The sequence below is a fragment of the Stenotrophomonas sp. RS-48 genome (assembly GCF_030053245.1).
GTDB classification, from domain to species: Bacteria; Pseudomonadota; Gammaproteobacteria; order Xanthomonadales; family Xanthomonadaceae; genus Stenotrophomonas; species Stenotrophomonas maltophilia_P.
Genome location: NZ_JASGBV010000006.1, coordinates 48,312 through 62,851 on the forward strand (window position 1 = coordinate 48,312; position 14,540 = coordinate 62,851).

Genomic DNA, 14,540 nt, shown 5'->3' on the forward strand with positions numbered 1-14,540 from the left:
GCTCTACCCCGCAGGTTCGAACCGCCCAGGATGGGCAGGGTGCCAGGGACGGCGCCACCCCTGGAGGGATTGATGTCCGACAGCGACGAACCTACCTCGACAGGCCGAAAGCGCCGGCCTCGCGAGCAGACTCCGGTGCAGCGGGCACTGGGCCTGCTGGTCCGCCGGGAGCATTCACGCAAGGAATTGACCCGCAAACTGACTGCGCGGGGTATCGAAGACGAAGCCGCGCAGGCAGCGGTCGCCAAGCTGACCGAGGCGGGGTGGCAGGACGACACCCGGTTTGCCGAGAACCTGGTACGCATGCGGGCCAACACCGGTTACGGCCCCATCCATGTGCGTGCCGAACTGGGGACCCATGGGCTGGACAGTGCCGCGATTGCCGCAGCGATGGACAGCTACGAGGGCGACTGGCAGGAGAACGCCCGTGATCTGGTCCGCCGCCGCTTTGGCGAGGCCGGCCCACAGGACCTGGCGCAGCGCCGCAAAGCGGCAGATCTGCTGGCGCGGCGGGGCTTCGACGGTGACAGCATCCGCCGTGCGACCCGCTACGACCCTGACGATTGAGACTGGCGGCGCCGGGCCTGATACCCTTTAGGTTTTCGGCGGTCCGTCGCGACCCTGGCCCAGGCGGCCGGTGGTCCGGGTCCGCCGGCCCGCAGACTGCCAGCCCCCAATGAACGCACCCGCCAAATTCACCACCTCCCAGATCCGCAGCGATTTCCTTGAATTCTTCAAGGGCAAAGGCCATACCATCGTGCCGTCGGCACCGCTGGTGCCTGGCAACGATCCGACCCTGCTGTTCACCAACTCCGGCATGGTGCAGTTCAAGGACGTGTTCCTCGGTGCCGAGAAGCGCAGCTACGTGCGCGCGGCCGATGTCCAGCGCTGCCTGCGCGCGGGTGGCAAGCACAACGATCTTGACCAGGTTGGCTACACCGCCCGCCATCACACCTTCTTTGAAATGCTGGGCAACTGGTCGTTTGGTGACTACTTCAAGAAGGACGCGATTGCGTGGGCGTGGGAGCTGCTGACCCAGGTCTGGAAGCTGCCTGCCGATCGCCTGCTGGTGACCGTCTACCAGACCGACGACGAAGCCTACGAACTGTGGCGCGACATGGTGGGGGTGCCGGAAGAGCGCATCGTGCGGATCGGCGACAACAAGGGCGCGCCGTTCGCTTCGGACAACTTCTGGCAGATGGCCGACACCGGCCCGTGTGGTCCGTGCACCGAGATTTTCTACGACCACGGCGACCACATTGCCGGCGGTCCTCCGGGGTCGCCGGATGAGGATGGCGACCGCTTCATCGAGATCTGGAATCTGGTGTTCATGCAGTTCGACCGCCAGCCGGACGGCACTCTGGTGCCGCTGCCGGCGCCTTGCGTGGATACCGGCATGGGCCTGGAGCGTCTTGCGGCGATCCTGCAGCATGTCCACACCAATTACGAGATCGACCTGTTCCAGGCTCTGATCCGCAAGGCCTCCGAGCTGACCGGCACCTCCGATCTGGAAAACAAGTCGCTGCGCGTGATTGCCGACCACATCCGCGCCTGCTCGTTCCTGATCGTCGATGGCGTCCTGCCTTCCAACGAGGGACGTGGCTATGTGCTGCGCCGTATCATCCGCCGCGCCCTGCGTCATGGTTGGATGCTGGGTGTGCGCCAGCCGTTCTTCAGCAAGCTGGTGCCGACGCTGGTTGCACAGATGGGCGAGGCCTATCCGGAGCTGCCGGCGGCAGCGGACACCGTGACCCGCGCGCTGCAGGCTGAGGAGGAGCGGTTCGCCGAGACGCTCGACGCCGGCATGAAAATCTTCGAAGACGTTGCGGCAAGGGCCGGCAATGGCGTGATCCCGGGTGGTGACGCCTTCCGCCTTTACGACACCTATGGCTTCCCCCTGGACCTGACCCAGGACATCGCCCGCGAGCGTGACCTGACGGTCGATATCGCCGGGTTCGATGCGGCGATGGAACAGCAGCGCGAGACCGCGCGTGCCGCGGGCAAGTTCGGCGGTGGCGTGACCCTGCCGGCCGAGCTGGTGGCGACGCTCACCCCGACCGCGTTCCTGGGCTACGACCGCCTGCAGGCCGGTGACCTGACCGTGCTGGCGCTGCTCAAGGAGGGGCGTCCGGTACAGTCGGCCAGTGCCGGCGATGCCGTCATCGTCATCACCAACCAGACGCCGTTCTATGCCGAGTCCGGCGGCCAGGTCGGCGATACCGGCGTAATGACCGGCAACGGCGTGCGCCTGGCGGTGGAAGACACCCAGAAGTTCGCGGGCCAGTTCCACGGCCATGTCGGTACCCTGACCGAAGGCGACCTGAAGGTGGGCGATGTGCTGGCTGGCGAGGTCGACGGTGAGCGCCGCGGCGCCACCATCCTCAACCACTCGGCCACCCATCTGCTGCACGCGGCCCTGCGCGAGGTGCTGGGCACGCACGTGCAGCAGAAGGGCTCGCTGGTGGCGCCGGACCGCCTGCGTTTCGATTTCTCGCATTTCCAGCCGATCAGTGCCGAAGAACTGGCCGTGATCGAGCGCAAGGTCAATCAGCAGGTGCGTGCCAACAATGTTGCCGAAGTGCACTCCATGGGCATGCAGGAAGCACTCGATTTCGGCGCCATGGCACTGTTCGGAGAGAAGTACGGCGAACAGGTCCGGGTACTGAAAATGGGCGACTATTCCACCGAACTGTGTGGTGGCACCCACGTCAAGCGCACCGGTGATATCGGCCTGTTCAAGATCACCTCGGAAGGCGGTGTCTCCGCGGGCGTGCGTCGCATCGAAGCGGTCACCGGTCAGGGCGCCCTGGATTACGTCGATGCCGAAGAGGCGCGGTTGTCCGAGGCGGCCGAGCTGCTGGGTGGCAGTGCTGCCGACGTGGTCGAGAAGATCCGGGCGCTTGGCCAGCGCCAGAAGCAGCTGGAACGTGAACTGGAAGCGGTGAAGGCCAAGGTTGCCGCGGGTGCGACCGCCGACCTTTCCAGCCAGGCGGTCGAGGTCGCGGGCGTGAAGGTGCTGGCGGCCCGCCTGGAGGGCTTCGACGCCAAGGCGCTGCGCGATGCCGTGGACCGCCTGAAGCAGCAGCTGGGAGACGCGGTGATCGTGCTGGCAGGTGCCCAGGACGGCAAGGCCGCCCTGGTCGCCGGCGTGAACGGCAGTGCAACGGGCCGGGTCAAGGCCGGGGAACTGTTGTCGCATATCGCCGGTCAGATCGGGGGCAAGGGCGGCGGACGCCCGGACCTCGCCCAGGGTGGTGGCGAGGACGGGCCCGCCCTTGCCACTGCACTGGCTGCCGTCGTCGAATGGGTCAGCCCCCGCCTGTGATGAAGCCTGCCGTCCCCCTTCTTGTAGGAGCGGGACGGCTGACGGTACCATTGCGAATCTTTTCCCTTTGTCGTGGTAGCGCTTCTTGACGAAGCGTCAAGCCGGTGGGGGATACCCTTCCACACGGTTCCATGGAGACTTACAAAAATGTTGATCCTGACTCGCCGCGTCGGCGAAACCTTGATGATCGGTGACTCGGTGAGCGTCACCGTGCTCGGCGTCAAGGGTAACCAGGTACGTATCGGCATCACTGCGCCGAAGGACGTCGCTGTGCATCGCGAAGAGATCTACCAGCGCATCCAGCGTGGTGACGAAGCCGGCAGCGCCGGTGGTGAAAATTCTGCGGAATAAGGCTTTACCTTCGCGCGTGATTAACGTTATGATTCACGCCCCGCTGAGGTGCGACGCACCCCCGCGGTGAAATCCCCGGAGTGATGCCCGAGTGGCCGAAGGGGCTCCCCTGCTAAGGGAGTATAGGGTCAAAAGCTCTATCGAGGGTTCGAATCCCTCTCACTCCGCCAGATACAAAGAAGCGCTTGCAGATCCTCGATCTGCGGGCGTTTTTCTTTTTGCGGCCTTGGACACTTGCTTGGACACCCTGTCATGCGAATAGCGCACTACCTGGGCCGTGGTACCACCTTCCGCTTCTACATTCGGCCGAATGTGCCGAGCGATCTTCAATCTCTGCTGGCTGCAAGGTCATCAAGCGCGCCACGGCACAACCCGCACGCGTGTCGCCACCGCCTGTGCGCTGGTGTTGCAGGCAGGCTATGCTCAAGTCTTCTGGTGCTAAGGAGAGCTATCATGAGACAGGGCGAAACAGCTGAGTCCGAAGACTCCAAGAATGCAGTGTCCGAGGCTTATTACGTCTTCCGAGTAAAGAAGCGCGATGTGCATGGTGTTTCATTGGTCGCTGCGATTTGGTTCATTTGGAGTCAGGGCGGTGAAGTTGTAAATCTGTTCAAGAATTTGTTCGAAGCTCTCGCTTGATTGCCTGGCCTCATAAGGCGTTCAAAGCCCTCGCCTGCGAGGGCTTTGCTATTTCTGCTCCAGCAGTTCGCGTGCACTTGTCGACTCTGCGGTGCGGTGGCGCTGGCCACTGGACTCACCGGCAGAACTTGTTCGGATCACCCAATGGTTCGGTACACTGCCCCCGCTCGTCGCGCGGCAGTTCCACGCCGGGCTGGTACAGCTCCGGGGCGCTGATCCGCTTGCACCCGGTCACGGGAATCCGTGCTGTGTCCGGTGAACAGCGCAATCTCCCTCTCTGGAGCGTCCTCGACCTCAATCGTGCTGGAACCGCAAGGGTTCACTGCCCATCGCCGGATCGCTGGTGCCGGGGCGGCCATCCTCTACACGCCCTGCCAGGCGCAGCGCACCGCTTCCTGCGCTGACATGCAGGTCGTACCACCCTGCGGTGGGGGCTGCATCCCAGGCCAGCGATGTTTCCGAGCGCGCGGCGATGTCCAGCGTCTGGTCGGGCATGTGCCCGGCATAGGCGCCTCCCTGCACGCGGACCCGGCAGGGCTCATCGCCTGGATTACGCAGACGCAGGCGAAGCTGGCCATCGGCGCGCTCCATCTCCGCCAGCAACATCGGGGAGGTGGCATCGCCGCGGAAGTGGCGATGGAATCCATTGGGGCCCAGCAGCCACAGGTCGAAGCGGCCATCGGCAGCAAGCGGCCAGCGCGCCTGCACGGGCGTGCCCGGCACCAGCGTGTAACGCCTCGGAATCGCGTCCAGGCGCAGCCGGTCGTAGACATGCAGTACCGCTGCCGCTCCTTCGCAGGCCAGCTGCAGATCGATGCTTCCGGCGGCCAATGCGGTGATCCGGGCCTGCGGCCGATAGGGCAGGGCGCGTGCCGGTCTTACCCCGGCTTCCTGGCGTGCAGGGTGCAACCCCTCCGGCAGGGCAGGCACGGTCCGGCCCGGCAGGGCCGCCGCGCGCGCGGCCACCGCATCGACGTCAGGCAACGCTTGCACGAAGGGGCGGGTATCGCGCTGGGCGAAATCGAACGCGTGGGTCAGATCGCCACAGACCGCGCGCCGCCACGGTGAGATGCCCGGTGCGGGCACACCGAAGCGGCGTTCGATCAGGCGCAGTACCGAGGTGTGGTCATACACCTGCGAATCGACCCAGCCGCCCCGGCTCCAGGGCGAGATCACATACAACGGCACGCGTGGGCCCAGTCCATAGGGGCGGCCACGCAGCTCGGCGGCGTCGTACTTCTCGTCGCCAGGCGCAGGATGCCGATGGTATTCGCCTTCGGTGCCGACCGACGATGCGCCGGCCCAGCCATCCTCCAGCGGTGAAGGCGGGGCGGGCGGCGGCACGTGGTCGAAGAAGCCGTCGTTCTCGTCGAACATCAACAGCAGGGCGGTACGACTCCAGACCTCCGGGTCAGCGGTCAGCGCGTCGAGCACGCGCGCGGTGTAGGCCGCGCCCTGCGCCGGGCTGGAGGGGCCGGGATGTTCGCTGCCGGCAGCGTCGGCGATGATGAAGCTGACCTGTGGCAACTGCCCGTCGACCACATCCTGGCGCAGCTGTGCCAGCCCGCGCGTGCTGACCCCGCGTGCGCGAAGTTGTGGATCGTGGCCCGGTGCAGCGCGGTACGCCTGCCGGAAGGTCTCGAATCCGGCCAGCGGGTTGTCGGTGAAGTTGTCGGCCATGTCCTGATAGATCTGCCAGGACACCCCTGCCTGCTGCAGCTGCTCGACGTAGCTGGTCCACTGGTAGGACGCCGGATGGCCGCCGTGCTCCGGGAAGTTGTCGTGGGAGTTGGCGATCACCGGGCCGCCGGCGCGGGCAAAGGGATCGTTGTGGCCGGTCCACAGGAACACCCGGTTCGGGTTGGTGCCGGCCTGGATCGCGCAGTGATAGGCATCGCAGACGGTGAAGGCATCGGCGAGTGCGAACTGGAAGGGCAGGTCGCTGCGCTGGAAGTAGCCCATGGAGTGATTCTGCTTGGCCTTGGGCCACTGCCCCATGCGCCCATGGTCCCAGGCACGCTGCGCGTCAGGCCAGGTGTGCGGCGTGCCTTCGACGCGCATGTAGCCGAAGTGCGCGGCGGTATCCAGCGGGAACGGTGCGATCGCGCGGCTGCCGCTGGCATCGGGTTGCAGCCACAGGGTGCGCGCAGCGCCACCGCCCGCCAGGGGGGCGGCGGGGGCCACGAAACGATCACCGAATCCGCGCACGCCCGGCAGGGTGCCGAAGTAGTGATCGAACGAGCGGTTCTCCTGCATGAACACCACGATGTGCTGCAGGTCCTGCAGGCTGCGGGTGCGTGCATCGGGGGCGATCGCGGCGGCCCGGGCGATGCTCGGCAGCAGCGGTGAAAGGCCGGCGGCAAGGCCGGCCTGCAACAGTCGGCGACGGCCGATATCGGTCACGGGTTCACTCACAGGTCCACGCGGAAGGAGATGCCGACGGTGCGCGGAGCGCCGATGAAGGCGCTGTCGCGGCCGTCGACACCTGCAAGATACCGCTTGTCGGTGAGATTGCTCACCACCAGGTTCGCACCCATGCCCTTCAGGCGTGGCGACAGGCCCTGCAGATCGAAGCCGATGTTGGCATTGAACACCGTGGCCGAGGGCAGTCTGCTGGCGTTGGCAGCATCGAGGTAGCGCGTTCCCAGGTAGCGACCTGACAGGCCGAAGTTCCAGTTCTCGCCCTGCCAGTCAGCCGAGACCACCAGGATCTGCTCGGGCTGGCCGATCACCTTGGCGCCATCGACGATGCCCAGCTGGGCGTCACGCGCGGAATCGCCGCTGCCGAGGTACTTCGAGCGGTTGTAGGTATAGGCCGCGTTGATCCGCCAGCCGTTGTCCCAGCCGTATCCGAGCGCCGCTTCCAGGCCATTGCTCTCCACGCCCCCGAAGTTCTCGTAGACGCCGTCGGTCTCGCCCAGGTAATCGATGCCGCTGACGAAACCGGCCGGCAGGTAGACGATGCGGTTGTCGAACTTGATGTTGTACAGGGTGACCGAGGCGGTCAACGGCCAGCGGCTGATGCGCATGCCGAGTTCGATGTTGTCGGCGGTCTCCGGCTCGACGTTGCGGAAGCGCTGCGGATCGGTCTCGCCCAGTACGCCGGAGGGGATGGCCGCGAAGTTCTGCGAGAAGCCTGCGAACAGTTCCATGCCCTGAACACCGGGTGCCCAGGTGAAGCCGGTGGACAGCAGCGGATCGGACTTTGAATCGGACGTGACGTTCTCGGCGGCGCCGATCACACGCCGGCGGGACTGGTCCACGAAGAACTGCTTCACGCCCAGGCGCGCGCTGAAGGGGCCGAAGCGGGCCACGTCCTCGATGTAGTACATCTGCTCATCGACCTTGTACCGGTCTTCGAACTGGACCCAGTACGGCTGGTGATCGAAGGCGATGTCCTGCCCGACGTTGAGCAGCCGGTGCCAGTCGCGGCGTGCGGAGCGGTCCAGCTTTTCCACCCACAGGCCACCGCGGACCGTGTTGTCGATGCTGCCGAAGGTCTGCCGCCACTCGACGTCGGCAGTGACGCCCATGCGGTCGTTGTCGTAGTGGGTGTGGCGGTAGGACTGGGCGCCGAGCACATTTCCGGCGTAGCAGCCCGGATCATACTCGGCCGTGAAGCCCAGCCGCGGCGTGCAGGTGGCCAGACGCTGGGCGGCGCTGCCATCCGGATTGACGAAGTAGATCTGGCCCCGGTTGCTGCCGCCGTACACGGTGCTGCCGCCGGTGTACTCCGACTCGGGGCGACCGCTGCCATCGTCGCTGACCTGCGCCAGGTACGGCGGCAGCCAGTCGCCGCGACCCTGCATGCGATGACCGTAGGCCGCCATCGAGGCCTTGAAGCCGTTGCCACCGTCAAAGGCCGCGCGCAGGTAACCGAAGGTGTTCTCGCGCAGGGCACGGGAACCGGAACGGAAGTTCTGGTCCAGATAGGGAATGCCGGTCAGGGTGCCGACCAGGTTGTCGCGGTCCGGATTGGTGGCGAAGCCCTGTGGCGAAACGCTGGTGTACTCCGGTTCGTCGGCATCGTTGTAGGACAGATAGCCGGTGAGTGTCCAGCGGTCCAGTTCGGTGACGAACTTGCCGGCGATATGGTCGTTGCGGGTGCGGCCGCTGCCGTCGATCCAATCGTGCACGCGCGCCGAGGATGCACTGACCCAAGCACGTGTGTGGCCGCCAAGCACGCCGGTGTCATAGCGCACGTAGTACTTGCGCGCTTCATTGTCACCGGCACCGACGACGAAGCGCAGCCGGCTGTCCTGCAGCGGATCGCCGGTGAGGAAGTTCAGGGTGCCGCCCAGCGCCTCGTTCGAGCGCGAGGAGATGTCAGCCGTGCCCTGGCTGACCTCCACCGTTTCCAGGTCCAGGGTGTCGATGTAGCGATTGGCCAGGGAGCCACCGCCGTAGCCCGAGCCACCATTGGGCAGGCCATCAATGGTGGTGCCGATCTGCTGCGTATCGCGGTTGGTGACGAAGCCGCGCATGCTGATCTGCGTGCCCCACACCGACGAACCGGTGGCATCGGCCTCGCTGACGACCACGCCGGGCACTTCGTTGAGCGCGTCGTTGACGCTGCTCATCACCAGCTGCCGGTTGAGTGTTTCCGTGCGCACCGCAGTCTTGGCGTAACTGGTTGCCTGGCCGATCACCTGGACCTGGTCCAGCGTGCGGGCGTCACTGCGACGTGTCGTGTCACCCTCTCCCTGCGGTGCTTCGGCGAGGGCGTCCAGTGTGGGCGCGATCAGCAGGGCAAGCAACGAGATACGGGGAATACGCGCATGCGTTGGCATCGAAACCGGACCTTCACGAGTGGGGGAAGCCCCGGAGTGTCGGCAGCGGCAGTGACGTGACGGTGACGTGCAGATGCAGCCTTCATTGCACCCGCGGCGCGGGAGGCGCCCTGCACCAAGCTGAATCGATGCTGCGCTGTCATCAAGCCGTCATCGAACCGCGATAGATGGCAAGCGCGGTGCCCGCTAGGCTGCCACGCTGTCGCATTTCTTCCCTGATCGCCCATGAAGCGCCTGCTGCTGCTGCTGCTGTTGCTGGCGTGCGCCGGCCTGTGGCTGGCTGCATGCTCTTCCTCGATGAATGCCGCATCCACCTCGCTCGCCGACCGCCTGGTCGCGCCGGGCGGCGTGTCGACGCTGCTTGACCAGCCGCGCATCGCTGCGGCCATTGCCGGGATTCCCAATCGCCATGGTTTCGCGCCGGGCCGTGATGGCGTGCCGATCTTCTGGCGCGTGTTCGATCCGGGCGACTACGGCGCCCGCTATCGCTATCTGCCGCAGCGGCATGAGAATGGCCTGCCGCTGGACACCGGACTCAGCCTGTCGGTGCCGCAGCCGTTCCGGGCACAGGCGCCGCGTGGCACCGTGGTGCTCCTGCACGGCTGGATGATGAACGGCGATTCGATGCTGCCGTGGTCATTGCAGCTGGCCGGATCGGGCTATCGCGTGGTCACGCTCGACCTGCGCAACCACGGTCAGTCCGGGGCTGGACCCTCCGGCTATGGCACCTACGAATCGGACGACGTGGTCGATGTGATCGCTGAGCTGCGCGCACGCGGCGAAGTCACCGGGCCCCTGTATCTGTTCGGCGTGTCCTATGGCGCGGCGACGGCGGTGTTCACCGCTGAAAAGCTCGGTGACCAGGTTGCCGGCGTCGTCGCGATGGAGTCGTTCGCCAATGCCGGCGTAGCCATCCGCACGATGATTCCGCACCTGATGGCGCTGCAGCCGGAAGGGTGGAAAGCACAGGCCGTGGCCTCATATGCGCGGTGGCGCTATGGCGGACAGGACATCGACCAGGTGATTGCTGCGGCCAGCCGCCGCATCGATGTCGATCTTGACCATGTGGATGTGGCCCGTGCGCTGGCCGACACGCGCGCCTGTGTGCTGCTGCTGCACGGGCAGGGCGACCAGCACATTCCTGTGAGCCAGGGGCGCGAACTCGCGCAGGCCAACCCGCGGGCGCACTACATCGAGATGCGCGGCGAGGACCATATCACCCTGCCGCTGCGGCTGGATCTGTTGGCCGGTGTGGTCGACGACTGGATGGCGCGCGACGAACGGCACCCCCCGTCCACCTGCCCGGCGCCGCAGCTGCCGGCACAGGCCGAGTGGCTGGTGCACGATGTGCCGGCAGCGGAGCCGGCACGCGGTTGATGCATCGTCAGGACAGCCGGCGCGCCAGTGCGGGCGCCGACAGCGCGACACCGATCAGCAGTGCCGCCACGCAGAGGAACGCGAAGCCCAGGCTGCTGGCATGGGCCAGTGCGCCGATCGCGGCCGGGCCGGCGAGAATGCCGGCATAGCCCAGTGTGGTGACAGCCGTGATGGCGATGTTCTCGGGCATCGCGCGCTGCTGTCCAGCCATCGAGAACAGTGCCGGCACGATGTTGGCGCAGCCCAGGCCGACCAGCGCATGGCCCGCAAGGGCAACCGGCAACGATGGCACCAGGGTGGCCACGGCAAAGCCGGCCGCAGCGGTGATGCCGCCGATGACAAGGGTGCGGGTGCGGCCGAGACGCTCGACGATGCCATCGCCGAACAGGCGCATGGCTGTCATCGCCAGAGTGAACACCGCGAAGCCCGCGCCGGCCTGGTCGCGAGGCACCTGCCGTACCTCGGCCAGGAACACGGCGCTCCAGTCCAGCATCGAGCCTTCGGCGAGAAACACCACGAATGCCAGCACGCCGATGAACAGCACCACGCCATGTGGCAGTGCCAGCAAGGGGCCTTCGTGCAGGATCCGTTGCGGACGCCAGTGCGGTGCCGACAGCACAGCTACCAGCAGCAGTGCCGCCGCCGCGAGCAGCGCGGCCAGCCAGAGCGGTGTGCCCAGGATCAGCAGACCGGTCATGCAGCCGGCGCCGACAAAGCCACCGATGCTGTAGAAGGCGTGGAAGCCGGACATCATCACCCGGCCGGCTTCGCGTTCGACGGCCACTGCATGTTCATCGTGCAGTCCATCGCACCCACGCCCGCGCCGAACACGAACAGGGCCGCACCGAGCACGAAGGGCGAAGGCGGCACCGCCAGCAGCGGCAGTGCCAGCAGCACGAGTGCACAGGTGACCACCAGCAGCCGACGGCAGCCGAAGCGACCGGTCAGCGCACCGGCCAGCGGCATGGCCAGCAGCGAGCCCAGCCCGAGGCACAGCAGCACGGCGCCCAGACCGGCGTCGGACAGCCCTGCCTGGGCCTTGGCGAAGGGCACCATCGGTGCCCACGCGGCGGTGGCGAAACCGGGAATGAAGAAGGCGGCGCGGGTGGCGTGCTGCTGGGCACGTGGGGAAGAAGGCGTCATGCGCGGTAGGAAGCTCCAGTGAACCGACATGGAAGCGATTTCATGGGCATTCGGCAAGTGCCACCGGAGGGGGGCCGACATGCATACGATTGCAGCGCGCCAAGGGCGTCACTGCTGTTTAACGCTGCGCGGCGACAGTGGGCTCACGGTCGGCATTCCGCCTGGCCGCTGCCGGAGATCCATCCATGAGTACTGCGCCGACCATCCTCCTCGTCCATGGTTTCTGGGGCGGGGCCGCACACTGGGCCAAGGTCATTCTGGAACTGCATCGCAACGGCCATGACCGCGTGCAGGCGGTCGAACTACCCCTTACCTCGCTGGCCGATGATGCCAGCCGCACGCAGAAGATGATCCGCCAGATCGATGGCCCCGTCCTGCTGGTCGGCCACTCCTACGGTGGTGCAGTGATCACCCAGGCGGGCAGGGAGGCCAACGTCAAGGGCCTGGTCTACATCGCCGCATTCGCACCCGACGAGGGCGAGAGTGCGGGTGGCATTACCCAGCAACACCTGCCCGAGGCGGCAGCGAACCTTGCCCCGGACAGCGACGGCTATCTGTGGCTGCGCGCGGACAGATTCCACGAGAGCTTCTGCCAGGACCTCACCGCCGACGAGGGCCGGGTGATGGCGGTGACCCAGAAGGCGCCGCTGGCGAGCACGTTTGGTGACGCGATCACCGATCCGGCGTGGAAGCACAGGCCGAGCTGGTACCAGCTGTCGCGCCAGGACCGGATGATTGCGCCCCAGAACCAGGCGATGATGGCCGATCGGATCCAGCCCCGGCGTCTTCTGCAACTGGATGCGAGCCATGCCTCGCTGGCGTCGAAACCGGCCGAGGTGACTGCGTTGATTCTGGAGGCCTGCGCCGCCGTCGGCGGTTGAGGCCAGAGGTCGCCCGCGGTACCGGTCGGCACCGCGGGCGTGACTTCACAGCGGCAGGTCGAACACCAGCACTTCGGCGTCGTTGCCGTTCTCCAGCGTCAGCTGCGCTTCGTCGCTGATCTGCAGCGCATCACCGGCTTCCAGGGTGATGCCGTTGACCTGCAGCTGGCCACGGGCGACCTGCACATAGGCACCGCGTCCGCTGCCCAGGGCGTGGTGCAGCTTGTGGCTGCCGTCGAGCAGGGTGGCGAAGATGCGGGCATCCTGGTGGATGCGCAGCGAACCATCTGCACCGTCGGGCGAGGCGATCAGGCGCAGCTGGTTGCGCTTGCTGTCCGGCGTGAAGTGGGTTTCCTCATACGACGGGGTGATGTTCTCCGTGTCCGGGAAGATCCAGATCTGCAGGAAATGCACGGGTTCGGTGGCCGAGTGGTTGAACTCGCTGTGGCTGACGCCGCTGCCGGCGCTCATGCGCTGCACATCGCCGTAGCGCAGTACCGAACCGGTGCCCATCGAGTCCTTGTGTTCCAGTGCGCCGCCCAGCACGTAGGAGACGATCTCCATGTTGCTGTGGCTGTGGGTGCCGAAGCCCTGGCCGCCGATCACCTTGTCCTCGTTGATCACCCGCAGCGGACCGAAGCTGACATAGCGCGGATCGTAGTAGTTGGCGAACGAGAAGGTGTGGCGCGAGGACAGCCAGCCATGTTCGGCCAGGCCACGGGTAGCACTCTTGCGGATCTGCAGCATGGGATATCTCCTTGTTCGATGTTTTCGATGGGGCGGGGCAGGGCATTGATCGCCGTGTTTCCCTGTTGGAGAGAAGTATCCGCTTGCGCCGGTGCTTTGAAAAACGGATAGTTTTGAAAGCCATCATCGAAAAATTCGAATGCTCAAGCTCAGCCTCGAAGCCCTGCAGATCCTGGACGCCATCGATCGCCGCGGTTCGTTTGCGGGTGCCGGCAAGGCCCTGCACAAGGTGCCGTCCACCATTTCCTACACCGTGGCCAAGCTGGAAGAGGATCTTGGCGTGCAGCTGTTCGACCGGGTGGGCCCGCGTGCGGAGCCGACCGAGGCCGGTCGCGCGCTGCTGGATGAGGGCCGGCATCTGCTCCGTGCGGCCCGCGAACTGGAACTGCGGGTGCGCCGGGTGGCCTCCGGCTGGGAAACCGAACTGACCCTGGCAGTGGATTCGGTGTTTCCCACCTGGCTGCTGGGTCCGGACATCGCCGCATTTCGCGGCGCTGAGGCGCCGACCCGCCTGCGCTTGATCGGCGAGGCGCTGTCCGGCACCTGGGAGGCGCTGCTGGACCGGCGTGCCGATCTGCTGGTGGGCGCGCCGGGCGAGGGGCCGAGCGGTGGTGGCTACGTGGTCGAGCCACTGGGTACGGTCGAGTTCGTGTTCGCGGTTGCCCCGGATCATCCGTTGGCGGCAGTGCCGGGCGTGCTGGGACGTGAGCAGCTGGTCGAGCACTGTGCGATCGCGGTGTCCGATTCGGCGCGGCGCCTGCTGCCCCGTACGGTTGGCCTGCTGATGGGGCAGGAGATGCTGACAGTGCCCGACATGGCCAGCAAGCTGAAACTGCAATGCGAGGGCGTGGGCTTCGGCTTTCTGCCCGAGCCGTGCGCGCGCGCGGCGGTGGCACGAGGCGAACTGGTGATCCGTGAGGTCGAGGAACACAAGCCGGAGGAGACCTTCTGGTTGGCCTGGCGGACCGGTGAGGATGGCGCGGCATTGCGCTGGTGGCGCGAGCGCCTGCGCAGGCCGGAGTTGCTGTCGCAGTGGTGGCAGGCAATGGCCGGGGGATAGGTGTGCGGCAGGGCTGCGCCCTGCACCCGCGACGGGCGGGAACACGGCAACAGCAACAGCTGAAGCGGGTTTACCTGGGCAGGACGGGGTGGGTCCGGTTGCGGGAGACGCCGTAAACCCGCCCCTGGGGGCTTGGCCGCGGCATCCATGCCGCGGCCACTCCCGCAACCGGACCCACCCCGCCTTCGACAGTTTCCTGCGAACTGGCGGAACGGATCTGACCCCCG

The 14,540-nt window shown here is 66.4% G+C and carries 10 protein-coding genes, 1 tRNA gene and 2 pseudogenes; 8 read left to right on the forward strand and 5 right to left on the reverse strand.

Features of this window, described 5'->3' with window-relative positions:
* Positions 1–72: 72 nt before the first annotated feature.
* The 5 genes from recX to QMZ25_RS01640 all read left to right on the forward strand — a co-directional run bounded on the left by recX (position 73) and on the right by QMZ25_RS01640 (position 4,315).
* Positions 73–567 (forward strand): recombination regulator RecX, encoded by a 495-nt coding sequence (gene recX / locus QMZ25_RS01620; protein WP_111186069.1) that lies wholly within the window; start codon positions 73–75, stop codon positions 565–567.
* A 109-nt stretch (positions 568–676) separates the two neighbouring features.
* Positions 677–3,325 carry an alanine--tRNA ligase gene (gene alaS, locus QMZ25_RS01625; protein ID WP_283219022.1) on the forward strand — a complete coding sequence of 883 codons (2,649 nt, stop codon included), beginning with the start codon at positions 677–679 and terminating at the stop codon, positions 3,323–3,325.
* Between the two features lie 147 nt (positions 3,326–3,472).
* On the forward strand, positions 3,473–3,676 hold the full coding sequence (csrA, locus tag QMZ25_RS01630) for a carbon storage regulator CsrA (RefSeq protein WP_053520007.1): 204 nt from the start codon (positions 3,473–3,475) through the stop codon (positions 3,674–3,676).
* Positions 3,677–3,753: 77 nt separating this feature from the next.
* A tRNA-Ser gene (locus QMZ25_RS01635) sits at positions 3,754–3,846 on the forward strand.
* A gap of 283 nt (positions 3,847–4,129) precedes the next feature.
* Positions 4,130–4,315: a hypothetical protein gene (locus QMZ25_RS01640; protein WP_146256229.1), complete on the forward strand. Its 186-nt coding sequence runs from the start codon at positions 4,130–4,132 to the stop codon at positions 4,313–4,315.
* Positions 4,316–4,430: 115 nt separating this feature from the next.
* Here QMZ25_RS01640 and QMZ25_RS19200 read toward each other — a convergent pair.
* From QMZ25_RS19200 to QMZ25_RS01650, 3 genes and pseudogenes are all read right to left on the reverse strand, one after another.
* Positions 4,431–4,623 (reverse strand): annotated as a pseudogene (locus QMZ25_RS19200) (integrase); the annotation flags it as partial.
* Positions 4,610–6,718, reverse strand: a complete 2,109-nt coding sequence (locus QMZ25_RS01645; RefSeq protein ID WP_065174934.1) for a phospholipase C, phosphocholine-specific — start codon at positions 6,716–6,718, stop codon at positions 4,610–4,612. The pseudogene QMZ25_RS19200 and the gene QMZ25_RS01645, both read right to left, overlap by 14 nt.
* An 8-nt stretch (positions 6,719–6,726) precedes the next feature.
* Complete coding sequence (locus tag QMZ25_RS01650; RefSeq protein WP_193395531.1) at positions 6,727–9,105, reverse strand: TonB-dependent receptor; 2,379 nt, start codon at positions 9,103–9,105, stop codon at positions 6,727–6,729.
* A gap of 225 nt (positions 9,106–9,330) precedes the next feature.
* On the opposite strand from QMZ25_RS01650, the gene QMZ25_RS01655 reads away from it, so the two are divergent.
* Positions 9,331–10,482: an alpha/beta fold hydrolase gene (locus QMZ25_RS01655; protein WP_283219023.1), complete on the forward strand. Its 1,152-nt coding sequence runs from the start codon at positions 9,331–9,333 to the stop codon at positions 10,480–10,482.
* A 7-nt stretch (positions 10,483–10,489) separates the two neighbouring features.
* Here QMZ25_RS01655 and QMZ25_RS01660 read toward each other — a convergent pair.
* Positions 10,490–11,625: pseudogene (locus tag QMZ25_RS01660) on the reverse strand (MFS transporter).
* A gap of 185 nt (positions 11,626–11,810) precedes the next feature.
* Here QMZ25_RS01660 and QMZ25_RS01665 point away from each other — a divergent pair.
* Positions 11,811–12,506: an alpha/beta hydrolase gene (locus tag QMZ25_RS01665; protein WP_065181267.1), complete on the forward strand. Its 696-nt coding sequence runs from the start codon at positions 11,811–11,813 to the stop codon at positions 12,504–12,506.
* 45 nt (positions 12,507–12,551) lie between these two features.
* On the opposite strand, the gene QMZ25_RS01670 is transcribed toward QMZ25_RS01665, so the two are convergent.
* Positions 12,552–13,253 (reverse strand): pirin family protein, encoded by a 702-nt coding sequence (locus tag QMZ25_RS01670; RefSeq protein WP_053520377.1) that lies wholly within the window; start codon positions 13,251–13,253, stop codon positions 12,552–12,554.
* A 139-nt stretch (positions 13,254–13,392) separates the two neighbouring features.
* On the opposite strand from QMZ25_RS01670, the gene QMZ25_RS01675 reads away from it, so the two are divergent.
* Positions 13,393–14,313 (forward strand): LysR family transcriptional regulator, encoded by a 921-nt coding sequence (locus QMZ25_RS01675; RefSeq protein WP_053520376.1) that lies wholly within the window; start codon positions 13,393–13,395, stop codon positions 14,311–14,313.
* Positions 14,314–14,540: the final 227 nt, after the last annotated feature.